The organism is Marinobacter azerbaijanicus (assembly GCF_030250645.1).
Classification (GTDB): domain Bacteria; phylum Pseudomonadota; class Gammaproteobacteria; order Pseudomonadales; family Oleiphilaceae; genus Marinobacter; species Marinobacter azerbaijanicus.
Map to the genome: position 1 here is coordinate 79,116 of NZ_JASSVS010000013.1, position 21,765 is coordinate 100,880.

Annotated in this window: 18 protein-coding genes; 11 read left to right on the top strand and 7 right to left on the bottom strand. The window is 55.4% G+C overall.

What is annotated here, in order from left to right; translation table 11 throughout:
* Positions 1 to 37 precede the first annotated feature (37 nt).
* Positions 38 to 1,279, top strand: coding sequence for a patatin-like phospholipase family protein (locus QPM17_RS19675; protein ID WP_285393096.1), 1,242 nt, complete (start codon positions 38 to 40; stop codon positions 1,277 to 1,279).
* A 92-nt stretch (positions 1,280 to 1,371) separates the two neighbouring features.
* On the opposite strand, the gene hslU is transcribed toward QPM17_RS19675, so the two are convergent.
* The 6 genes from hslU to QPM17_RS19705 form a co-directional block, all read right to left on the bottom strand.
* Positions 1,372 to 2,700 (bottom strand): ATP-dependent protease ATPase subunit HslU, encoded by a 1,329-nt coding sequence (hslU, locus tag QPM17_RS19680; RefSeq protein WP_285393098.1) that lies wholly within the window; start codon positions 2,698 to 2,700, stop codon positions 1,372 to 1,374.
* 12 nt (positions 2,701 to 2,712) lie between these two features.
* Entirely contained in the window at positions 2,713 to 3,243 is a 531-nt protein-coding gene (gene hslV / locus QPM17_RS19685) for an ATP-dependent protease subunit HslV (RefSeq protein ID WP_285393099.1), read from the bottom strand.
* Between the two features lie 99 nt (positions 3,244 to 3,342).
* Positions 3,343 to 3,975: an SPOR domain-containing protein gene (locus QPM17_RS19690; RefSeq protein WP_285393101.1), complete on the bottom strand. Its 633-nt coding sequence runs from the start codon at positions 3,973 to 3,975 to the stop codon at positions 3,343 to 3,345.
* A gap of 61 nt (positions 3,976 to 4,036) precedes the next feature.
* Positions 4,037 to 5,722: an arginine--tRNA ligase gene (gene argS, locus QPM17_RS19695; RefSeq protein ID WP_285393103.1), complete on the bottom strand. Its 1,686-nt coding sequence runs from the start codon at positions 5,720 to 5,722 to the stop codon at positions 4,037 to 4,039.
* Positions 5,723 to 5,905: 183 nt separating this feature from the next.
* Positions 5,906 to 6,823 (bottom strand): hypothetical protein, encoded by a 918-nt coding sequence (locus QPM17_RS19700; RefSeq protein WP_285393105.1) that lies wholly within the window; start codon positions 6,821 to 6,823, stop codon positions 5,906 to 5,908.
* Between the two features lie 116 nt (positions 6,824 to 6,939).
* Positions 6,940 to 9,120 (bottom strand): primosomal protein N', encoded by a 2,181-nt coding sequence (locus tag QPM17_RS19705; protein ID WP_285393216.1) that lies wholly within the window; start codon positions 9,118 to 9,120, stop codon positions 6,940 to 6,942.
* 252 nt (positions 9,121 to 9,372) lie between these two features.
* Between QPM17_RS19705 and rpmE the strand changes: the two genes are divergently transcribed.
* On the top strand, positions 9,373 to 9,594 hold the full coding sequence (gene rpmE / locus QPM17_RS19710; RefSeq protein ID WP_285393107.1) for a 50S ribosomal protein L31: 222 nt from the start codon (positions 9,373 to 9,375) through the stop codon (positions 9,592 to 9,594).
* 230 nt (positions 9,595 to 9,824) lie between these two features.
* Positions 9,825 to 11,090, top strand: a complete 1,266-nt coding sequence (locus tag QPM17_RS19715; protein ID WP_285393109.1) for a malic enzyme-like NAD(P)-binding protein — start codon at positions 9,825 to 9,827, stop codon at positions 11,088 to 11,090.
* A 93-nt stretch (positions 11,091 to 11,183) separates the two neighbouring features.
* On the opposite strand, the gene QPM17_RS19720 is transcribed toward QPM17_RS19715, so the two are convergent.
* On the bottom strand, positions 11,184 to 13,676 hold the full coding sequence (locus tag QPM17_RS19720) for a penicillin-binding protein 1A (protein WP_285393111.1): 2,493 nt from the start codon (positions 13,674 to 13,676) through the stop codon (positions 11,184 to 11,186).
* Between the two features lie 213 nt (positions 13,677 to 13,889).
* Between QPM17_RS19720 and QPM17_RS19725 the strand changes: the two genes are divergently transcribed.
* From QPM17_RS19725 to QPM17_RS19760, 8 genes are all read left to right on the top strand, one after another.
* Positions 13,890 to 14,954, top strand: coding sequence for a pilus assembly protein PilM (locus QPM17_RS19725; protein WP_285393113.1), 1,065 nt, complete (start codon positions 13,890 to 13,892; stop codon positions 14,952 to 14,954).
* Positions 14,954 to 15,517 (top strand): PilN domain-containing protein, encoded by a 564-nt coding sequence (locus QPM17_RS19730; RefSeq protein ID WP_285393115.1) that lies wholly within the window; start codon positions 14,954 to 14,956, stop codon positions 15,515 to 15,517. Before QPM17_RS19725 ends, QPM17_RS19730 begins: the two co-directional genes overlap by 1 nt.
* Positions 15,517 to 16,128: a type IV pilus inner membrane component PilO gene (locus QPM17_RS19735; RefSeq protein WP_285393116.1), complete on the top strand. Its 612-nt coding sequence runs from the start codon at positions 15,517 to 15,519 to the stop codon at positions 16,126 to 16,128. Before QPM17_RS19730 ends, QPM17_RS19735 begins: the two co-directional genes overlap by 1 nt.
* A gap of 2 nt (positions 16,129 to 16,130) precedes the next feature.
* Positions 16,131 to 16,679 carry a pilus assembly protein PilP gene (locus QPM17_RS19740; RefSeq protein ID WP_285393118.1) on the top strand — a complete coding sequence of 183 codons (549 nt, stop codon included), beginning with the start codon at positions 16,131 to 16,133 and terminating at the stop codon, positions 16,677 to 16,679.
* Between the two features lie 65 nt (positions 16,680 to 16,744).
* Positions 16,745 to 18,817, top strand: a complete 2,073-nt coding sequence (locus QPM17_RS19745; protein WP_285393218.1) for a type IV pilus secretin PilQ — start codon at positions 16,745 to 16,747, stop codon at positions 18,815 to 18,817.
* 130 nt (positions 18,818 to 18,947) lie between these two features.
* Entirely contained in the window at positions 18,948 to 19,514 is a 567-nt protein-coding gene (gene aroK, locus QPM17_RS19750; protein WP_285393120.1) for a shikimate kinase AroK, read from the top strand.
* Positions 19,507 to 20,616, top strand: coding sequence for a 3-dehydroquinate synthase (gene aroB, locus QPM17_RS19755; RefSeq protein ID WP_285393122.1), 1,110 nt, complete (start codon positions 19,507 to 19,509; stop codon positions 20,614 to 20,616). The genes aroK and aroB overlap by 8 nt, the downstream gene beginning before the upstream one ends.
* A 29-nt stretch (positions 20,617 to 20,645) precedes the next feature.
* Positions 20,646 to 21,765, top strand: a 1,120-nt coding sequence (locus QPM17_RS19760) for an ATP-binding protein (RefSeq protein ID WP_285393123.1), incomplete at its 3' end; no start/stop codon positions are given.

Sequence of the window (21,765 nt, forward strand, 5' to 3'; positions counted from 1 at the left end):
GCATTAGCCAACAGTACCCGTAAGGGGATAGCGAATAATGGCAACGACAACAGCAATCAAGCCCAGCCCTCGCATCGGCCTCGCACTTGGCGGCGGCGGCCCTCTGGGTGGAATATATGAAATCGGGGCATTGCGGGCACTTGATGAGGCGCTCGACGGGCTCGACTTCAATAATATTGATGTGTATGTCGGCGTGAATGCCGGGTCTTTTGTGGCTGCCAATCTGGCCAACCAGATGACCACGGCCCAGTTGTGTCGGATCTTTGTGCGTAACGAAGCCGAGGTCCACCCATTCCACCCTGAAGTATTCTATCGACCGGCATTACGGGAATTCGGGAGCCGCCTGATGGCCGTGCCTGGTCTGGTCACGACTGCGGTTCGCCGGTTTATCAACAACCCATATGATCAGAGTCTGCTGGAAGCGATGACCATCCTTGCCCAGGCTGCGCCGGCCGGTCTGTTCGATAATGAAGGCCTGCATGAATATCTGCAGCGGGCTTTTACCATGCTGGGTCGTACCAATGACTTTCGTCAGCTTCGTCGCAGTCTGTATATTGTCGCGGCGGATGTGGAGAGCACTGAAGCGGTCTGTTTTGGCGCCCCCGGTTTTGATCATGTGCCCATTTCGAAGGCTATCCAGGCCAGTACCTCGTCGCCGGGCATATACGTTCCAGTCACCATCGACGGACGTTACTATGTGGATGGCACTCTGAGGAAAGGCTTGCATGCGTCCGTAGCGTTTGAGGACGGTGCAGACCTGGTCTTTGCGGTGAACCCCCAGGTGCCAATTGACGCCAGTGCTGCAGTGCGGGCAGGAACCATGGGCCCCGGGGAACTCACCCGCTCCGGTATGCCCAACCTGCTCTCGCAGATGTTCCGCACCATGGTCTACTCACGTATGCAGTCGGGTATTGCACAGTACGCCCGGGATTACCCGGACAAGGATATTCTGCTGTTTGAGCCCACGCGCGATGACGCCAAGCTTTTCTTCTCCAATGTGTTCAGTTTTCAGTCTCGTCGCATGGTGTGTGAACACGCGTACCAGATGACGCGGCGCGATCTGCTTAACCGTGCAGATGAGCTGGAGCCGAAACTGGCGAAGTATGGTATCCGCCTGCGTCGCGACCGTCTGGAGGATGAGCAGCGCACAATCAGCACCAGCCTTTATGGCGAGATGCTTCCCCTATATGTCGCCAGGGGGCGTAAGAAGAAGGCTCAGAAAGGAAAGCTGGCAACCGGCCTTGATAATGTGTCGGAGCTTTTCAGCAAGGCGCTGTAGAGAAAGGGACGCAGTGATTTGGCGAGATCCCAGGGTGCACCGAAGGCACACCCTGGCCAGATGAATTCGGGCCTCGCAGCCCGAAGTACAGGTTAGAGGATATAGCGGCTCAGATCTTCGTCTTCAGCCAGCTCACCCAGCTTCTCATCAACAAACTCTGCCGTAACCTCGAAGCTGTCGGTGACCTTGTCACCAGCCTCATAGGACAGGCTCTCGAGCAGTCTCTCAAGGACTGTGTGCAGGCGGCGTGCACCAATATTTTCTGTGGTCTCGTTGACCTTGTAGGCGACTTCCGCAATGCGCGTAATGGCGTCTTCCGTGAAGCTCAGCTTGACGCCCTCGGTACCCATCAGGGCTTCGTATTGTTGCACCAGGGAGGCATCTGGCTCCGTGAGAATGCGTTTGAAGTCGTTTGGCGTCAGCGCCTGTAGTTCAACGCGGATCGGCAGACGGCCCTGCAGTTCCGGGATCAGGTCAGAGGGCTTGGACAAGTGGAAAGCGCCGGACGCAATGAACAGAATGTGATCTGTTCGCACCGCGCCATACTTGGTGCTGACGGTGCTGCCCTCAATCAGCGGCAGTAGATCCCGCTGAACACCTTCCCGGGATACGTCGGAAGAGGTGTTCTCGGAGCGCTTCGCTACCTTGTCGATCTCATCAAGAAAGACAATGCCGTTCTGTTCAACACTCAGAATGGCCTTCTGCTTGATTTCTTCCTCGTTGACCAGTTTGGCCGCTTCTTCATCGCGAACCCGCTTCAAAGCATCTGCCACCTTCATCTTGCGGGTTTTACGCTTGTCCGAGGACATGCTCGAAAACATATTCTGCAACTGGCTGGTCATCTCCTCCATACCGGGAGGAGCCATGATTTCAACGCCAGCACCACTGTTACGAAGGTCAACTTCAATTTCCTTGTCGTCCAGTTCGCCCTCGCGCAGTTTCTTGCGGAATAGCTGGCGGGTAGAGGAGTCTTCCGCTTTCTGGCTGTCTTCCTTGAAATCCCGGGGTGGCGGTAGTAAGGCGTCCAGTATGCGCTCCTCAGCAGCGTCCATGGCCCGATGCTCGTGGCGCTTCATTTCTTTCTCGCGCAGCATTTTGATCGCCATATCCGCCAGGTCGCGGATGATGGATTCCACGTCCCGGCCGACATAGCCCACCTCGGTGAACTTGGTGGCCTCCACTTTCAGGAAGGGAGCGTCAGCCAGTTTTGCCAATCGACGGGCGATCTCGGTTTTGCCGACACCGGTCGGGCCGATCATCAGGATGTTCTTCGGTGTGATTTCCTCGCGCAGTCCACTTTCCAGTTGCATTCTGCGCCAGCGATTGCGAAGGGCAATTGCAACGGAACGCTTGGCTTCTTCCTGGCCTACGATGTGTTTGTTGAGCTCGTGAACAATTTCACGGGGGGTCATTGCAGACATGCTAGCTCCGGATCAGTCGTTGGCTGACAGCACTTCAAGGGTGCGATTGTGGTTGGTGTAGATGCAGATATCGGCCGCAATATCCAACCCCTTTTCCACAATTTCGCGGGCTGTCAGGTCGGTGTTTTCCAGCAGAGCCGTGGCAGACGCCTGGGCGAATGGCCCGCCGGAGCCGATGGCGATCAGGCCATGTTCGGGTTCGATGACGTCACCGTTACCGGTGATGATCAGTGATGCCGTCTTGTCGGCGACCGCAAGCAGGGCCTCGAGCCGACGCAGCGCACGGTCTGTCCGCCAGTCTTTTGCCAGTTCAACCGCGGCCCGGGTCAGGTTGCCCTGATGCTTTTCCAGTTGGGCCTCAAAGCGTTCAAAGAGGGTAAAGGCATCTGCGGTACCGCCTGCGAACCCGGCCAGCACCTTGTCGTTATAGAGTCGGCGAACCTTGCGGGCATTGCCCTTCATTACGGTATTGCCCAGGGAGACCTGGCCGTCGCCACCCATGGCAACTTCGTTGTCACGCCTGACAGAGAGTATGGTAGTCATTCTGGCTCCACTTGCCTGATAGAAAACGGTGTTCAGCAGTTATGGAGGCGGGTGACCGGTTTTCAAGGGCTGGAGACAACAGAGAAACAGGAGGGCTGTTCAGCCCTCCTTGGGGATTTTCCGCACCAGTGGCTGGATGTTCAGGTTAACCAGTTTGTCGATGGCTGCGTTCATCTGGCTACGTGAGCTAAACGGGCCCACATTGACACGATACCAGGTGCTGCCACTGTCGAGGTCGATGCGCTTTACTTGAGCACGCAGACCCTGGAAGGCAATTTCGGCCCGCTGTCTTTCTGCATCTTCCTGTTTTCGGAATGAACCGGTCTGCACCAGGTAATCGAAAGTCTGTTGGCTGGGCCCTGGGGTGTATTCCTCCACCTCTGGCGGAACCACTTCGGAGTCGGGCAGCATATCGTAGAAGCGAAATCCCGGTTTTTCTTCACTGGCTGTTTCCGGCGTTTTCTCTTTGGCCACCGGCGGTTGAACGGTTTCAGTTTTACTTCCTGATCGTGGTTCCGTTGTTGGCAGTGAGTTGAGGTAGGCGATAAAGCCGATGAACCCACCAACCGCAGCCAGAGACAGAATCCAGCGCAGTGAAAGCCCGCCATGTTGTGATTTTGCCGCCGCAGGGCGCCTGGCGGACTTGTTTTTCTTCCGCACCGGCTTGTTGGCCTTTGTCGGTGTTGCCGATTGGCTGGTTGGCCTGGATTTGCGGGCATAATCTCGGGACATGGCCGGATGGTTTCCTGTTGCTTGTCTGGATGTTCAGGTCTGGTGCCTGCAGGCCTGAGCGCTACATCTCTTCCGGTGCACTTACCCCAAGGAGGTCCAGGCCATTGGCAATTACCTGCCTGATGGCGAGATACAGCGATATCCGGGCATCCCGGACAGCGGTATTCTCAATCAGTACCTTGTGGGCGTTGTAATAGGTATGGAACTGGCCGGCAAGGTCCCGGAGGTAATGCGCGAGATGGTGTGGTTCCCGAAGTCTGGCCGAGCTCTCGATCAACTCTGGAAACTTTGCCAACTGGTTGGCCAGGTCCTTTTCTTCGTCAAGCGTCAATAGGGCCAGATCCCCGACGCATTCGTTCAAACCGCGTTCAACCCCTTCTTCTTTCAGTTTTCTCAGTACACTGCAAATGCGCGCATGGGCATACTGGATGTAATAGACCGGATTTTCATTGGTCTGGGAGCGGGCCAGGTCGATATCAAAGGTCAACTGGGAGTCCACGCGTCGTGCGGCCAGGAAAAAGCGGGTCGCGTCCCGTCCCACTTCGTCAATCAGGTCACGGACGGTTACGTAGCTGCCGGCGCGTTTGGAGATTTTTACTTCCTGGCCTGAGCGGGTCACCATGACCATCTGATGAAGCACGTAGTCGGGCCAGCCCTCGGGAATGCCGGCTTTCAGAGCCTGCAGGCCGGCGCGAACCCGGGTGACGGTGGAGTGATGGTCCGCACCCTGTTCGTTGATGACAGTGGTAAAACCACGCTGCCACTTGTCCAGGTGATAGGCCACGTCAGGCAGGAAGTAGGTGTAGCCACCATCTTTCTTGCGCATCACACGGTCTTTGTCGTCGCCAAATTCGGTGGTTTTCAGCCATATGGCGCCTTCGTATTCGTAGGTATAGCCATTTTGCTGGAGGCGCTCGACAGTCTGTTCCACCTTGCCATCCTCGTAGAGGGATGACTCCAGGAAATACACGTCGAATGTCACGCCAAATGCTTTCAGATCCAGGTCCTGCTCACGGCGCAGGTAAGCAACGGCAAACTCCTGAATGGCTTGCTGATTCTCCGGGTCGGCCTTGCCTGTGACTTCCCGATCATCGGCAGTGACGGTTTCTCCGGCCATATAGGCATTGGCGACATCGGTAATGTAGGCGCCACGGTAACCGTCGGCGGGCCAGTTTTCGTCTTCCGGTGTCAGTCCTTTTACCCGCGATTGAACGGAAAGCGCCAGGTTGTTGATCTGGGCACCGGCGTCGTTGTAATAAAATTCTCGGGTAACGTCGTAGCCATTGGCTTCCAGCAGTCGGCTCAGGCAGTCGCCAATTGCTGCACCACGGCCGTGGCCCACGTGCAGGGGGCCGGTGGGGTTGGCTGAGACAAACTCCACCTGGACCTTCTCGCCTTTGCCGTTCTTGTTCCGACCGTACTCCCCGGCTTCATCAAGAATCGTGTTGACGACCTCAAAGGCGCTGGCTGTGCTCATGAAAAAGTTGATAAAGCCTGGCCCTGCAATCTCCACCTTCTCGACAGCACTGCTTTCAGGGAGGCGTTCCACCAGGGCCTCTGCCAGCTTTCGCGGCGGGCAACCCGCTGCCTTGGAAGCGACCAGGGCAATATTGCAGGCGTAGTCACCATGGGATTTGTCTTTGGTGTTGCCAATCTGTGGTGTAAACGTCTGGTCTGCGGGCAGGGTGCCCTCGGATTGAAGGGTCGCCAGCGCAGACTGGAGCAGTTCGGATACGGTCTCTTTCATGCTGTCGGATGACTCGGTTTACAAGAGAATTGGAGAACGGCGGCAAGGGGCCTGCCGCAGAATCGAAGGGCGCTATTATCGCGGAAAGGCGCGGGCGACTCAAATTATGCTGCGCAATGACAATCCTGTTTCTTCCGTGGATTGCCCATTGGAGAAAGAGCAATCCACGGCGTTAGGGCTGTCTCAGTCTCCCTGGAAAGGCAGAATCACCGTATTGTTTGCGCTCATGAAGCTTATCATGAGATCAGTGCTGTTGTAGGAGCCAACCCCGGTATACCTTCCATTACGTTCGGATGGTGACGAGGTGGGGGTGGCTCCACAGTTGGTGGCATCGAAGGTGACATCGAATACGTTGATGTTTGAGGCCTGGATAGAGACCTGCCCATCGAAGACGCAGCCTGTAGAATCAGAGCCTGAGAGTCCACCCTGGCTGCCGATGGTGAAGCTGGTAGTCTGGTCGAGCGAAAGATAGGATTTTGAGAGAATGCTCAGCGAAATGGGTTCGTTGCTCAGGTCAACCAGTCTCACCAGGATTGCATTGGCATTATATTCCCCGCTGATTGTGTAGCTGAGGCTCTGCGAATCCTCCACGATACCGCTTACAGAGCCCTCGGCTCTATTCCATTGATCAGTATAGAACAGGTTTGCGGCACTTCCTCCGAACTGGACGTCATCAGATTCTGCTTCGATTGTTCCGAATACGGAGTTGACCGCATTAATGGCTGTCGCAAATTGCCCTGAACCACTGATCCACGTGATCGCCTCATCGGAGTTACCATTGTCCGATGCAATGGCGGTTAAATACACGCCGGGTCTCAGTCCGGTGTTGCCACCATCGTTTACGCCCTGCAGGCTGTCTGAGGAGCCGTTGGTGCCATCGACCAATGGGGTGGACCAGGCACCACCTTCGGCAAGGGCAGTAGGGTCGCTCCCATCAGCGAGTGGCTGGGAAGTGTCGTCACCACCGCAGGCGGTCATAAGAAGAGCCGATAAAGCGATGGGCAGGTGTTTACCGATTAGCGTCCCTGACATTGGAAACTCCAGTTTTCTGTGTCGTTTTTTATTTCTCGCCTGGGTGCCGACTGTTTTCAGCGCATACACCAAGCCCACTATGACATGGAAATACTAGCAGCATTCGGCCGCCGAATGCTGTTCCGTGGCGGTGCTGGTTGTAAAATATTGCAAAAAAAGGCGCTCGGTTTCACAGTTAGTGAGGTTTATCCGGTTTCCAATGGGTCAACATCGATTGCCCATCTTATGTCTCGGGGGAGTTTCATTAGGTCGAGTCCCTCGCAAAGACTTGCCAATTGTCGGTTAAGCCGCGTTCTGCTCTTTGAGACCAATACCAGTTGGGCTCTGTGTCGATCCGCCCGCCGCGCAATGATTGCGGGCAGTGGTCCCCAGGTCTCGATATTGCTGTGCACTGCCTTCAATTTGATGTCGTCAAGCAGATTGAGGCTCATTTCCATAGTGCTTGCTTCGACGCGGAAAATTGCCATCGTCCGGTACGGGGGGAGAAGGCTGCTTTCCCGCTCGGCGAGTAGCTGGCTTGCGATTGGCAAGTAATTCCCCTGGGCAAGTGTTCCCAGCAGAGGATGGTCGCTGTGGCAGGTCTGGATCAGCACTTCGCCGGCTTTTTCCCCGCGTCCTGCCCGTCCACTGACCTGCAGCAGGGTCTGTATCAGTTGTTCAGGAGCGCGAAAGTCCACGCTGAATAATCCGCCGTCAGCATTGACCACGACCACCAGTGTGACATTCGGGAAGTCGTGGCCCTTGGCCAGCATCTGAGTGCCCACAAGAATGCAGGGGCGCCCACTGTTCACCTTCTTGAGGATGCTCTGGATGCTGCCCTTGCGCTGAGTGCTGTCACGGTCCACCCGTACCACGGGTGTGTCAGGGAACTGTGTTGTCAGGATATCTTCAGTCCGCTCCGTACCCTGGCCAACCGGCTTGAAGGCGTCACTGTTGCATTTGGGGCAGTGGTCCGTGGCGGCGGCCTGGAAATCACAATGATGGCAGCGCATGGCGCGGTCACGGCGGTGATAGGTGAGCCGCGTATCGCACCGGGGGCATTCGACCATATGTCCGCAGTCGAAACACATCATCGCCGGCGCAAACCCTCTGCGATTCACAAATACCAGTGCCTGCTGGCCTTCCTGAAGACGTTTTTCGATAGCCTGCAGAGCAGGGCGGGACAATCCGCCTTCCAATGGTCGGCTGCGGATATCCAGGAGTTTTATATGAGGCGGGTTGGCGTTGCCCGCCCGCTCTTCCAGCTTCACCAGGGAATACTTGCCGGTAAGGGCGTTATGGTAAGACTCCATGGATGGAGTGGCTGAGCCCAGGATCACAGGGCAGTTGTTGAGGTGTGCGCGATAGACCGCAGTGTCCCGCCCTGAATAGCGGAAACCCTCACCCTGTTTGTAGGAGCTGTCGTGCTCTTCATCCACGACGATGGTTCTCAGGCCTGTGAAAGGTAACAACACTGCTGAGCGGGTTCCGATAAGTATGACTGGCTCGCCATTGCGGATTTTCAGCCAGGTGGACAGTCGCTCCCCATCGTTCAATGCCGAATGCCACACGGCAATGCGTGAACCGAAGTAATGCTGGAATCGGGCAACGGTCTGCGGGGTCAGGTTGATTTCCGGCACAAGCACCAGTGCCTGGTCCCTGTCGCCCAGATAATGTTTCAGGTAATAAAGGTAAAGCTCGGTTTTACCGCTACCGGTGATTCCAAACAACAGGGAAGCGGCAAAGCCGTTCTCCGGCGCAGGAAGCTGAACTGCTGCATCCAGTTGCGCCTGAGAGAGCTTCGGAATCCGGCTTCGGACTTCTTCCGGTACGCCGGCGGGACTGGGTTGAGGCGCCTCGCAAATCAGTCCCTTGAGGTGAAGGCTCCTGATCTGCGACTGGGTGAAGCCGGCCCTAACGATCTGTTTGCTGCTTGCGCTTCCACACTGCTGTTGCAGCCAGGCCATAAGCTCTTTCTGGCGTTTGGCGTTGCCTGGCAGCGAGGCCGGGTCGCCAAAGGCCTGCCAGTAGGCCTCCTGCTTTTCTGCTGCAGGCCTTCCACGGCGAAGGGCGGGTGGCAACGCCGTAAACAGACATTCGCCCAGTGGGTGCTGATAGTAGTCGGATGCCCAGCTCAATAGCTTGAACGTTTCTGTTGGCAGTGCCGGCCATTCCTCACAGGCGGACCTCACGGGCTTGAGTGTAATGCCTTCTGGAGGTGGGGCGTCTGTCTCGACAACCAGGCCGGTGGCGGATTGCCGTCCGAATGGCACCGTCACTCGCTGCCCCTGCTGCAGTGTGATGTGGTCTGGTACCAGATAGTCAAACAGCCGCCGGATAGGGCGATTCAATGCTATGCGCGCGGTTCGGGGCACATGTGGCTCCATGGGGGTGAGGGTGTCACGGTATCTGTCTATTCTGTATTCTGCCTGCAATCCGGCGTGTCCCGTGTCTGTGCGGGATGATATGACGGCTCGGGGCTTGCCTGATACCGTAATTGCAAGTAAGATTCGCGGTCTGTTTCCGGCAGGGCATGATTGTGCCCCGTCTTCTCAATTGATTCAAACATGCGGTGCCTGACACCTGGAGCTTTTTCTGCTCCCGTGATCTGGTAGCGGCATGACCTGACGAGGTTCGCCATGAAAGAAGGTATCCACCCCAAGTACGAAGAGATTACCGCTACCTGCTCCTGCGGTAACACATTCAAAACACGTTCGACTTACACTCAGGATCTTCAGCTGGATGTATGTTCACAGTGCCACCCGTTCTACACGGGCAAGCAGAAAGTTATGGATACTGGCGGCCGTATCGATCGCTTCCAGAAGCGTTTCGGTGGTCGTATCGGCGGCAAGAAAGCCTGATCCGGGTATCGACGTTGAAAAAGCGCCTTGTAAGGCGCTTTTTTTATACCCGTCGATTGCCTTATTCGCGGCAGGAATTGTGGGTGTATACGCAAAAAGCCGTATTGACTGATTGTTAATTGGCCAGACGGGCCTTGTCTGATGCGGACCTTCGCGCCATAATGTCGCGCTCCGCTGGGCTTGGTCCAGTGGTTTAATACCTCTTAAACGTGACAAACGGAACAGTGGCAATGTCTCAAGATCTGAAAGAAGCAGCCCTTGAATATCACGCCAAGCCGCGGCCTGGTAAGCTGAGTGTTGAAATCACCAAGCCCACCAAGACCTCCCGCGATCTTTCGCTGGCGTACAGTCCCGGGGTTGCCGAGCCGGTCCGCGAGATCGCGAAGGACCCAGAGAATGCGTACAAATATACAGCCAAGGGTAATCTTGTGGCCGTCATTTCTGATGGTTCCGCAATTCTTGGTCTGGGCAACCTCGGTCCCCTGGCGAGCAAGCCGGTAATGGAAGGCAAAGGCGTACTGTTCAAGCGCTTTGCCGGCATTGACGTATTCGATATCGAGGTCAATTCCGAAAGCCCCCAGGCGTTTATTGAAACCGTTGAGCGGATTGCCGATACCTTCGGTGGCATCAACCTGGAAGACATCAAGGCACCTGAGTGTTTTGAGATTGAACGGGCCTTGATTGAGAAGTGCAAAGTACCCATCTTCCACGATGATCAGCACGGCACCGCCATTGTGACGGCTGCGGGCATGATTAATGCTCTTGAGCTTCAGGGTAAGAAGATTGAGGAAGCCAAGATTGTCTGTCTCGGCGCCGGTGCTGCGGCGATCGCTTGCATGAAGCTTTTGATCAGTTGCGGTGTGCGCTCCGAGAACATCTTCATGCTGGATCGCAAGGGTGTTATCCACTCTGGTCGTGATGATCTGAACCAGTACAAGGCCATGTTCGCCAATGACACAGACAAGCGCACGCTTGACGATGCGATGGACGGTGCGGACGTATTCCTTGGTCTTTCAGGCCCGGACCTGCTAAGTGCTGAGCAGCTCAAGTTGATGGCGCCAAATCCGATCGTATTCGCCTGCTCCAATCCGGACCCTGAGATCAGCCCGGAAGTGGCACTGGCAACGCGTGATGATCTGATCATGGCAACAGGTCGGTCCGACTACCCGAACCAGGTGAACAACGTGCTGGGCTTCCCGTTCATCTTCCGTGGTGCATTGGACGTGCGGGCCACTGCGATCAACGAAGAAATGAAAGTGGCGGCAGTCCACGCAATCCGCGAATTGGCGAAAGAGCCGGTGCCGCAGGAAATCTGCGAAGCCTACGACGTTGCAAGCTTCGAGTTTGGCCGGGAGTACATTATTCCCAAGCCAATGGATGTGCGCCTGCTGGAAGTCGTTCCAGCTGCAGTTGCTCGTGCAGCGGTTGACTCGGGTGTTGCGCGCAATGGCTATCCTGCCCATTATCCGCTGAAGTCGATGGACGATATCATCTGATATAGCTGTTCCAGGCTTTCAGGCAATAAAAAAACCGGCGGAGTGAAAACCGCCGGTTTTTTTATGGTTGTTAGACAGTGTCTGCCAGAGAGATCAGAAAATCTGTCTGGACAGACCTCCGTCATCTCCGTTCTCGCTGCCACCGGCAGATTCTTCCTGAGTGTCCAGGGGAGGGGGTGCATCCTCCTCTCTGAACAGTTCAAACATTGCACCTTCCTGCCCGGGGCGTGCGCGCTTACCGGTTTCAGGGTCGATGCGGATATTGACGATCCCGTTGGGTCTTGGCATCAGAGAAGGGGGCTGGCCCTCCAGGGCAACCTCCATATAATCGAGCCACACTGGCAAGGCTGTGCTAGCACCAAATTCGCGGCGGCCAAGAGGCTGTGGTTGGTCGAAACCGACCCATACCGTGGTGGCAATGTCGTGGTTGAATCCGCCAAACCAGGTGTCGCGCTGTTCATTGGTGGTGCCTGTTTTGCCACTGATATCTTCCCTGCCCAGCGCCAGGGCCCGTCTTCCCGTGCCCAGACTGATAACGTCCCGCATCATGGAGTGCAGGATGTACACAGAGCGCTCATCCGCGAGCCTTCTTGCAACACGGGCGTTGCGGTCTTCCTCGTCAATATCTTGCTGAACCTGCTCGCAGTTCTCGTCACAAAGGATAACCTTCGGTGCCTCGAACAACTTCTCATCATTGACGTCAGAAATGCTGTTTACGAGGTACGGTTCCACGTCATAGCCGCCATTTGCGATAACGGCGAAGCCACGAGCCAGGTCCATGGGAGTCAGCAGCCCGCTCCCCAGTGATAGGGAAAGGTCCTTCTGCATGTTTTCTGTGGGAATCCGGAGCTGATCCAGGTAATCAATGGTGTTCTGTATTCCGAGATCTCTCAGAAGACGCACGGAAACAAGGTTTCTTGATCGATAGAGGGCCTCCCGGAGCCGAGTGGGACCGTAGAACTGTCCCGAGGAATTCTGCGGGCGCCAAGTGGTCTCCAGCTCGGAGTCGTCGAAGACAATGGGGGCGTCGTTATAGATCGTTGCCGGCGTCATTCCCTGCTCAAGGGCGCTGAGGTAGAGGAATGGCTTGAATGTTGAACCCGGCTGCCGCTGCGCCTGGGTTGCCCGGTTGTACTTGTTCTGGCTGAAGCTGTAGCCTCCGGCGAGGGCCTCGATGGCGCCGGTCTTGGCGTTGAGTGATATCAGCGCGCCCTGGACCTTGGGTACCTGCGAGAGGGCAACACGCCGGATCTCGGGAATCTCCATCCTTGGTGAGTCTTCACTCTCTCCTGAATCGCTCTCACCGGTTTCAGCTGGCCGCTCGGGTGTCATGATAACCATGGGTTTTACGTAGACAATATCGCCCGGTGCAACAACGTCAGAAGGTCTTTCTGGCTCGGGACCGGTAAGATTCTCGGTCTTGTGCCGTTTTGCCCAGGTCATGGTATTGAATGCCATGACCGACTTGCCCAGCTTGCGGGCGTACAGGTCGACTTCGTTGTCTTCGTCCCGCACTTCCGTGACAACGGCAGGGACGAGTTCAGCGACCTGTGGGTAATTCGCCATCAGGTTTTTGAGGTTGTCTGGCGCCAGCTCGCTCTCTTCTACCTGACCAATCGGACCGCGAAAACCATGGCGCCGATCATACTCCTCCAGACCTCTCCTCAGTGCCAGAGTAGCTTCGCGCTGCTTTTGACTGTCCACGGTGAGTTTCACGATGTAACCATCAGTATAGGCTGCATCTCCGAAACGTCTGACCATCTCGGCTCTGGCCATTTCCGCAACGTAATCAGCATCCACTTCGGTGGAAGGAGCGTTGAAGCTTGCCGTCAGTGGAGCGCTGGACGCCAGCTCATAGGCGTCTTGTGTGATGTACTCAAGATCACGCATGCGGCTGAGTATCCAGTTCCTGCGAACTTCTGCGCGACGAGGGTCGGCAAGGGGGTTGTAGGCCGAGGGTGCCTTGGGCAGGCCGGCCAGCATGGCCATTTCGGCGAGTGACAGTTCGTTTACCTGCTTGTCGTAATAGACCTGTGCAGCGGCAACAATGCCGTAGGCTCGATTGCCCAGGTAAATCTTGTTGAGGTAAAGCTCCAGAATCCGGTTTTTATCCAGTTCACGCTCAATCTGAAGAGCCAGAAGTATCTCGTTGAACTTGCGGATAAACGTCCTGTCGCGTGACAAAAAGTAATTTTTTGCAACCTGCATTGTGATTGTGCTGCCCCCGGATTGGATCTCTCCGGTCGAGACCAGTTCGATGGCAGCCCGCATCAGGCCTTTAAAGTCGACCCCGAAGTGTTCGTAGAAACGGGCGTCTTCGGCTGCAAGGAAGGCATGTAACTGAATTGTAGGGATCTGTTCGATTGTGACTGGTGCCCTTCTCTTTTCACCGAATTCTGCTATTAATTTGTCGTCTGCGCTGAAGACCCTTAAAGGGGTTTGCAGCTTGATGTCCAGGAGTTGCTCGACAGGAGGCAATCCGGGACGGAGATATAGGTAGAATCCTGACGCCACGATTGTGGCGAGACTGAATCCAGTGAGAAAAAGCCATGCAAACAGGCGAGATGTACGCAACAAATGAGACATTTTTTTCTGACAACTGTTGGATATAGGTCTATCATTTGAGAAATTGCTTTAGGAAGGGGACTCCCTTCACGGGTGCAATGCTTCTCAATTAAAGAAGAATGAGCATTGTAGACGGAAAACTGAAGAAATTCTCTTAAATAAAAAACACATATGAAAGGGCTCCGTAAGGAGTTTTCATAACCCGGTGCATGTAACCAGGTATAGGGTGAGCGCGTGTTCGGATTGTTCGGAAAAAAATCCAGTGCAGTACTAGGTGTGGATATCAGTTCCAGCTCGGTCAAGCTTCTGGAATTATCAAAGCAGGGCGACCGCTACAAGGTCGAGAGCTACGCGGTTGAGCCTTTGCCGGCAAACGCTGTTGTAGAGAAAAACATTACGGATGTCGAGGCGGTGGGTGAGGTGCTTAAACGCGTTGCATCCAAGTCCCGTACCAGTGTCAAACAGGTGGCGGTAGCTGTCTCCGGTTCGGCCGTTATTACCAAGCTGATTCAGATGGATGGCGGCCTTAACGAATTCGAGATGGAAGACCAGATCACGCTGGAGGCTGACCAGTACATTCCGTATCCACTGGATGAGGTGGCAATCGACTTCGAAGTACAGGGGCCGTCGGAATCCAATCCGGATCAGGTTGATGTGCTTCTTGCTGCATGTCGCAAAGAAAATGTCGATATTCGCGAAGATGCTCTCGAGATTGCCTCGCTGACAACGAAAATCGTAGATGTGGAAGCCTACGCCCTTGAGCGTGCCTACGCGCTTATTGAGCCCCAGCTTGACTCCCAGGGCGAAGAGCTGGTCGTGGCAATTGTCGACATTGGCGCAACCATGACCACGCTCAGCGTGTTGGCGGAAGGCAGGACGGTTTATACCCGCGAACAGATCTTCGGGGGCAAGCAGCTCACGGAAGAAATTCAGCGTCGTTACGGCCTCTCACTTGAGGAGGCTGGCCTGGCCAAGAAGCAGGGTGGCCTGCCTGACGATTACGAGACCGAAGTGCTTACACCTTTTCGTGAAGCAGTCGTCCAACAGGTGGCCAGGGCACTGCAGTTTTTCTTTGGCGCAAGCCAATACAATGCGGTTGACTACGTGGTTCTGGCTGGCGGTACGGCATCTATCCAGGGGCTGACAGAAATGGTCGAAGAAAAGACAGGCACGCCGACGCTGGTTGCAAATCCCTTTGCGGATATGGCGGTAGGTTCGAGAGTGAATGCATCTTCGCTGAGTAACGATGCGCCCTCACTCATGATTGCCTGTGGGCTGGCAATGAGGAGCTTTGACTGATGGCAAAGATTAACCTCAGACCCTGGCGCGAAGAACTCCGGGCAGAGAAGCAGAAGCAGTTTGTAGTCATGATTCTGGGCGCGGCCATAATTGCAGGTGGCCTTGTATTCCTCTGGAAAACCGACATGGACAATCGCATTGCCTATCAGGAATCCAGGAACGCGTACATCGAGACCGCAACAAAGCAACTGGACAAGCAGATCAAAGAGATTGAGAACCTCAAGCGCAAGCGTGATGAGCTTCTTTCCCGCATGCAGGTTATTCAGGATCTTCAGGGCAAGCGCCCGGTTATCGTGCGAGTCTTTGATGAGTTGGTTCGCACACTGCCGGATGGCCTCTACTACACCAACCTCCAAAAGACGGGTGAGCGAGTGAATATTGTCGGTATGTCGGAGTCCAATAGCCGCATATCGTCTCTGATGAGGCGTTTTGAAGAGTCTGACTGGTTCGATGACCCTAATCTTTCTAACGTCGCTGCTGCCGATAGTGCCCGTGCTGGCTACAGTCAGTTCAACCTGTCGGTACAGCAACAAACACCAGAGCCCGAAGGGGAGGATAAGTAATGAGCCTCGCGGACTCACTCAAAAGCCTTAACGAATTTGATATTAACGACCTGGATGTCAATAACGCCGGTATCTGGCCGGCACCTGTCAAAGCCATTGTCGTGCTTATCATTTTCGGACTGATCCTCGGTGGTGGCTACTGGTTCTTCATCAAGGATCAGTATGCCCAGCTTGAACGGGTTGAAAACACCGAGCAGGAACTGCGGAAACGCTATGAGGACAAGGCCTATCAGGTCGCCAACCTCGAAGTCTTCAAGGCCCAGATGGAAGAAATGGAAGAGACCTTTGGTGCCTTGGTAAGACAGCTTCCCAGTGAAACCGAAGTGCCGGGGCTGCTGGAAGATATAACCAATACAGCATTGGGCAGCGGTCTTGCGCTGCAGGAAGTCAAACTGCAGGGTGAGCAGCAGCGGGATTTCTATGCTGAGCTTCCGATCAATATCCGGGTGACGGGCACTTACCATGAGCTGGCGAGTTTTGTCAGCAGTGTGGCCAGCCTGCCCCGTATTGTGACATTGCACGATTTAACGATAACACCAACTGGCGGTGATGGAGAGCAGCTGAATATGCAGGTTCTTGCACGCACCTACCGCTACCGGGCTGGAGAATGAGCATGGCGAGACAGCATGCGGTAAAAGCCTGGATGGGTATTTGTCTGGTATCTTTCCTGACAGCGTGTTCCCAGGGAAATGGCTTTTCTGATCTTGACAAGTTTATGGCAGAGACTCGGGCAAAGCCCCGGGGGCACGTTGAACCTCTGCCGGAGTTCAAGGCGTACGAGGCGTTCAGTTATTCGGCCGCCGATCGGCGGTCACCTTTCGAGCCACCCATTGATGTTCAGCTCACCATGGTTGACCAGGAGCCGGTAAGCGATGTTGAGCCTGACCTGGACCGGCCGAGAGAGGTTCTTGAAAACTTCGATCTCAAGGAGCTGTCGATGGTCGGCACCCTGAGCGATACCTCCGGGAACCTCTTTGCCCTGATCAGGGATAACGAAGGTGGCATCCACAGGGTGCGCACAGGCAACTACATGGGACAGAACTATGGGCGGATCATCGGTGTTAACGAAACCCGGGTTGAACTGATTGAAATCGTTCCCAATGGCCGGGGCGGATGGGTCGAGCGTCCACGCTCGCTGTCGCTGGATGAGAATGAGGGCTAAGGAGCGGCAATATGAGTATTGAAAGAAACATGCACGAACAAAAAAGTTTGGGGTCGAGGCTAGCGATGTTCAGAAAACTCAATGTATACGTCGGCGTGATTGCTTTTGGGTTGTTGTCCGGCCTGGCCAATGCGGTCACGCTGGAAGACGTGTCGTTTTCGTCGCTATCCGGAGACCGGGTTGAAGTGACGCTCAAGTTTGACGGCCAACCGCCGGAACCAAGCGGTTATACTATCGAGAGGCCGGCGAGGATAGCCGTAGACCTCAGGGATACCTCCAGCGGGCTTGATAGCCGCAATATCTCATTGGGCGGCGGAAATGCCCAGAGTATGACGGTTGTCGAAACCAAGGATCGTACCCGCCTGATCTTTAATCTTGCGGAACTGGTTCCCTACGAAACAGTGCGTGACCAGAACAGTCTCGTTGTGACGATCGGCGGTGAAAGCGGCACCACGACTTCGTCCACCACGACATCGACTGCGGTCAGTGGTTCGCAGTCGCGAGCTTCGTCCTCGGGCAACGGGCTTGCAGGTGTGGATTTCCGGAGGGGCAAGGATGGTGAAGGCCGTGTGATTGTGGATCTGGGGAGTGCCAGCACACCCGTTGATCTCTCCGAGCTGGGCGGTCGGATTCGTTTAACGATGGATGGTGTCAACGTTCCCGATAATCTGCGCCGCAGACTTGATGTAACTGATTTTGCAACGCCGGTTACCCGAATTGATACTTTCACAGAAGGTGGAAGTGCTGTTGTGGAAATCCATCCACAAGGCAATTACGACTACATCGCCTATCAGTCCGGCTCCCAATTCACCGTCAGTGTGGAAAAACTGACGGAGGAAGAGGCAGAGTCCCGTCGTGAAGAGAAATTCCCGTACACTGGTGACAAGCTCTCGCTCAACTTCCAGGACATTGAGGTTCGTTCGGTACTGCAGTTGATTGCCGACTTTACCGGCCTCAACCTGGTGGCGAGTGATACCGTTAGCGGCAGCATCACCCTGCGCCTGCAGAATGTCCCCTGGGACCAGGCGCTGGACCTGATCCTGAAAACCAAAGGATTGGACAAGCGTCAGATCGGTAATGTGCTTCTGGTGGCTCCCGCAGACGAGATTGCCGCTCGGGAGAAGCTGGAGCTGGAAACCAGTAAACAGATCGCTGAACTTGCGCCGGTTCGCCTGGATATCATTCAGGTCAACTACGCCAAGGCAGCTGATGTTGTTTCACTCATCAAAGCAGATGAGGAGCTGATTTCCTCCCGTGGGTTTGTGTCCTCGGATGCTCGCACCAATACGATCAGCGTTCGTGAGACTGCGGAAAAACTGGATGAGATCCGTCGCCTGGTGTCTACCTGGGACGTGCCAGTACGTCAGGTGTCTATTGAGGCCCGCATTGTCAGGGCGCAGACAAACGTAGCTGAGAACCTGGGTGTGCGCTGGGGCGGTGCCGCCTATGATGTCAATGGAGATGGTAGTGTAATCTCCGTGGGCGGCTCCCAGGGCGCGGTTGGCGAGGCTCGCGATGCCGCCAATGGTGGCAGCAATACAATTACCTTCCCGGGTGCTCTGGCTGTAGACCTTGGCGTCAGCGGTCAGGGGGCGTCCTCCTTTGCCATCGGTTGGGGAAGCGACGATTTCCTGGTTGATCTGGAGTTGTCGGCACTTGAGAGTGATGGCCAGGCTGAAGTAGTTTCCCAGCCACGCGTGGTAACCGCTGACCGACAGACTGCCAAGATCAAGTCCGGTGAAGAAATTCCTTATCAGGAAGCCTCTTCCAGTGGTGCGACTTCGGTATCCTTCAAGGAAGCTGCGCTGTCTCTTGAGGTGACCCCACAGATTACTCCGGACGACAAGATCATCATGGATCTGGTGGTCAACCAGGACTCCCGAGGTGAGGTAACAGCCGGTATTCCGTCAATCAATACAAATGAAGTAACCACACAGGTTCTTGTTGGCAATGGTGAGACGGTGGTTCTGGGCGGCATCTTCCAGTCAGAAGTGGCCACCACCACCACAAAAACGCCGTTCCTGGGCGATATTCCCTACCTGGGGCGTCTGTTCAAGCGAACCGAGCATATCGACGAGCGCAGCGAGCTGCTGATCTTCATTACACCGAAGATCATCAAGAGCGACCTGATACAGTAATCCTGTCGCCCATCAGAAAAAAACCGCCGTCTGACCACGGCGGTTTTTTTTGCCCGTTCATTTTCGGAAACTTATGGAAAACGTTACCCTGTGCTATTCTCACCCGCCGGAATACAGATGAGCGGAAGTTATGTCGTTGCCAAAACGAATTGTCCTGGTTGGTCCCATGGGGGCAGGCAAAAGCACGATTGGTCGAATGCTGGCCAGGGAGCTGGGCTTTCGCTTTCTTGATTCCGACAGGATTATTGAAGAAAGGTGCGGAGCCAATATTCCATGGATCTTCGATGTTGAAGGCGAAGACGGCTTTCGACAGCGTGAGACCGCGATGCTGGCAGAGTTATCGGAGTATCCGCAGACGGTATTGGCAACCGGAGGCGGTGCGGTTATGAAAGAGGAAAACCACGCGCATCTGAAACGCGATGCAATCGTGGTATACCTGAAAACCTCTATTGAACAACAGGTAGAAAGAACCCGGCGAGACCGGAATCGTCCCCTGTTACAGAATGATGATCCTGAAGCCGTGCTCAGAAACCTGTTCGCAATCCGGGACCCTATTTATTCCCGTCTGGCTGACATAGTCATGTTTACCGACCGCAAGAGCCCCAGGCTGGTTGTGCGGCAACTGGTCAACCGAATCAACCCCAGGACACCACGGCAAAAAAGACAAATTCGTAAAGAAGGCAGAAATCATGCGTGATTCACTGCGGGAGCTCAAAGTTGAGCTCGGTGATCGTAGCTACCCCATCGTTATAGGACAGGGACTGCTGGGGAGCTATGATTTGAGCCCGTATGTCAGAGGCTCTAAGGTCATGATCGTGACCAATGAAACCGTCGCGCCACTATACCTGGAATCGGCGCGAGCCTGCTTCCCGGGCAAGCAGGTGGATGCGGTGGTGCTTCCTGATGGCGAGAAGTACAAGGATTGGCAGACGCTGAATCTGATCTTTGACCGCCTGCTGGAGAACCGTCACTCCCGAAAAACAACGCTGGTTGCGCTAGGCGGTGGCGTGGTTGGTGATATGACCGGTTTTGCCGCAGCTTCCTATCAACGGGGTGTGCCCTTCATCCAGATCCCTACAACTCTGCTTTCCCAGGTAGACTCATCAGTAGGGGGCAAGACTGGCATCAACCATCCCCTTGGCAAGAATATGATCGGCGCCTTTCACCAACCGGAAGTGGTGCTGGTTGACACTGATAGCCTCCGGACTCTCCCGCCCAGGGAGATTTCTGCAGGCCTGGCCGAAGTGATCAAGTATGGGCTGATCCGGGATAAGGATTTTCTCGCCTGGCTTGAGCGTGAAATGACATTGCTTATAGATCTGGACACGCCCGCACTGGTGGAAGCGATCTATCGTTCATGTGCATGCAAGGCGGAAGTTGTCGCGCAGGATGAAAGAGAAGGTGGGTTGAGAGCGATTCTGAATCTGGGGCATACCTTTGGCCATGCGATTGAGACGTTTGCGGGCTACGGCAACTGGCTGCACGGTGAGGCTGTCGGCACAGGCATGATGATGGCGGCCGATCTTTCGTTGCGTCAGGGTATGATTACAGAAGAGGATCGGGCCAGAGCTGTTGGCATTATTAAGCGAGCCCATCTTCCGGAACTGGCCCCGGCGGGTATGAACCCCGACGATTTTCTGCGACTGATGGCCGTCGACAAGAAGAATGTGGATGGCTCTCTGCGCCTGGTGCTTTTGCGTTCCCTTGGTGATGCAATCGTGACGGAAGCAGTGGACATGCAGAAGCTGGACGCTACGCTCCGGAATTTTTGCAGTGACACGACCGGCGTAGAGGTCTGAACTGGTATCGAGCAGGGACACTACAGGGAATGACAGTGAAAGACGAAGGGCTGAACAGTCTTGACGGCGGCGGCCTGTTTCCGCGACTCCAGGAAAGATATGGCTTGAGGGCAGACCCTCTCGACATGGAGACGCCTTTTTTCCCTGACGCCTCCCGACACCATGCGCTGGAGACCCTTCGTCATCTTTGTGGGTTCGGTGATCTCGCGTTGCTTCTGACCGGTGATGTTGGCGTTGGAAAAAGTCGGCTGCTGGCGGAATTGGTAAGAAGTGAATCTTCCCGTCTCGACTTCCATCGGCTACCCGCTGCGGCGCTGACAAGCACGCAGGCGCTTGCCCGTGCTCTGCTGGCAATTGCCCACAAAGGGCTGAATCCCGGAGAGGGAGCTCGTGATGCAGTGTATGGCTTTTTTCGCTGGTCGGAGATAAGGGCCCGAAAAGGTCAGCGTATGGTATTGCTGATTGACGACGCAGACCGGGCCCCCACCGAGTTGCTCAGGCTTCTGTTTGCTGCCTTTGAGGCCGCTGATCGGTCGGCGGCAGCGGTTCCGGTGTTCAGCGGTAGCGATAAACTGCTCGACATGCTCGGCGTGTCGGGTGATGGTGCCGGCATTCATCAGATCCATCTTCGCCCACTGACCAGAGAAGAAGTTGCTTCCTATCTGGAGCCCCGGATCCACCGTGCTGGCGGTGATACCAAGGAGCTGTTGGCGTCGGGGAAGCTTGCCCAGATACACAGCCTCAGTCAGGGGAGTTTTTCCCGCCTGAAACGGGTAACGCCCGCCGTATGGTTGGGCATGGCATCGGATGGGCTCGAGCGCAGGCGCACTTTTGCCTCGCCAGTAAACCTCCGTTGGCCTGCGCTTGCGTTGGTTCTCCTGGCCGGATCCTGGTGGCTGGTCTCGCAGCAATATGATGATTCCGTTACCCGTGAGCAGTCGCAACCGGAGCCCGAGGCCGTGCGCAAAAGCATCACCATAGGGCCCGATAGTCCGGATATGGAGCCAATTGGCCCGCGTAACGAGCCGCAGCCTGAGTTGACGCCACAGGACAGCCCGACGCAGCCTGCTCCAGAGCCAGAGCCAGAGCCAGAGCCAGAGCCAGAGCCAGAGCCAGAGCCAGAGCCAGAGCCAGAGCCAGAGCCAGAGC

What these genes read in the sequence shown, in the direction of transcription:
- aroB (WP_285393122.1), top strand. Translation starts at nt 19,507, where the DNA reads ATGCGTGATTCACTGCGGGAGCTCAAAGTTGAGCTCGGTGATCGTAGC.
- rpmE (WP_285393107.1), top strand. Translation starts at nt 9,373, where the DNA reads ATGAAAGAAGGTATCCACCCCAAGTACGAAGAGATTACCGCTACCTGC.
- QPM17_RS19715 (WP_285393109.1), top strand. Translation starts at nt 9,825, where the DNA reads ATGTCTCAAGATCTGAAAGAAGCAGCCCTTGAATATCACGCCAAGCCG.
- QPM17_RS19740 (WP_285393118.1), top strand. Translation starts at nt 16,131, where the DNA reads ATGGCGAGACAGCATGCGGTAAAAGCCTGGATGGGTATTTGTCTGGTA.
- aroK (WP_285393120.1), top strand. Translation starts at nt 18,948, where the DNA reads ATGTCGTTGCCAAAACGAATTGTCCTGGTTGGTCCCATGGGGGCAGGC.
- QPM17_RS19690 (WP_285393101.1), bottom strand. Translation starts at nt 3,975, where the DNA reads ATGTCCCGAGATTATGCCCGCAAATCCAGGCCAACCAGCCAATCGGCA.
- hslV (WP_285393099.1), bottom strand. Translation starts at nt 3,243, where the DNA reads ATGACTACCATACTCTCTGTCAGGCGTGACAACGAAGTTGCCATGGGT.
- QPM17_RS19730 (WP_285393115.1), top strand. Translation starts at nt 14,954, where the DNA reads ATGGCAAAGATTAACCTCAGACCCTGGCGCGAAGAACTCCGGGCAGAG.
- QPM17_RS19720 (WP_285393111.1), bottom strand. Translation starts at nt 13,676, where the DNA reads ATGTCTCATTTGTTGCGTACATCTCGCCTGTTTGCATGGCTTTTTCTC.
- QPM17_RS19675 (WP_285393096.1), top strand. Translation starts at nt 38, where the DNA reads ATGGCAACGACAACAGCAATCAAGCCCAGCCCTCGCATCGGCCTCGCA.
- QPM17_RS19705 (WP_285393216.1), bottom strand. Translation starts at nt 9,120, where the DNA reads ATGGAGCCACATGTGCCCCGAACCGCGCGCATAGCATTGAATCGCCCT.
- QPM17_RS19745 (WP_285393218.1), top strand. Translation starts at nt 16,745, where the DNA reads ATGTTCAGAAAACTCAATGTATACGTCGGCGTGATTGCTTTTGGGTTG.
- hslU (WP_285393098.1), bottom strand. Translation starts at nt 2,700, where the DNA reads ATGTCTGCAATGACCCCCCGTGAAATTGTTCACGAGCTCAACAAACAC.
- QPM17_RS19735 (WP_285393116.1), top strand. Translation starts at nt 15,517, where the DNA reads ATGAGCCTCGCGGACTCACTCAAAAGCCTTAACGAATTTGATATTAAC.
- argS (WP_285393103.1), bottom strand. Translation starts at nt 5,722, where the DNA reads ATGAAAGAGACCGTATCCGAACTGCTCCAGTCTGCGCTGGCGACCCTT.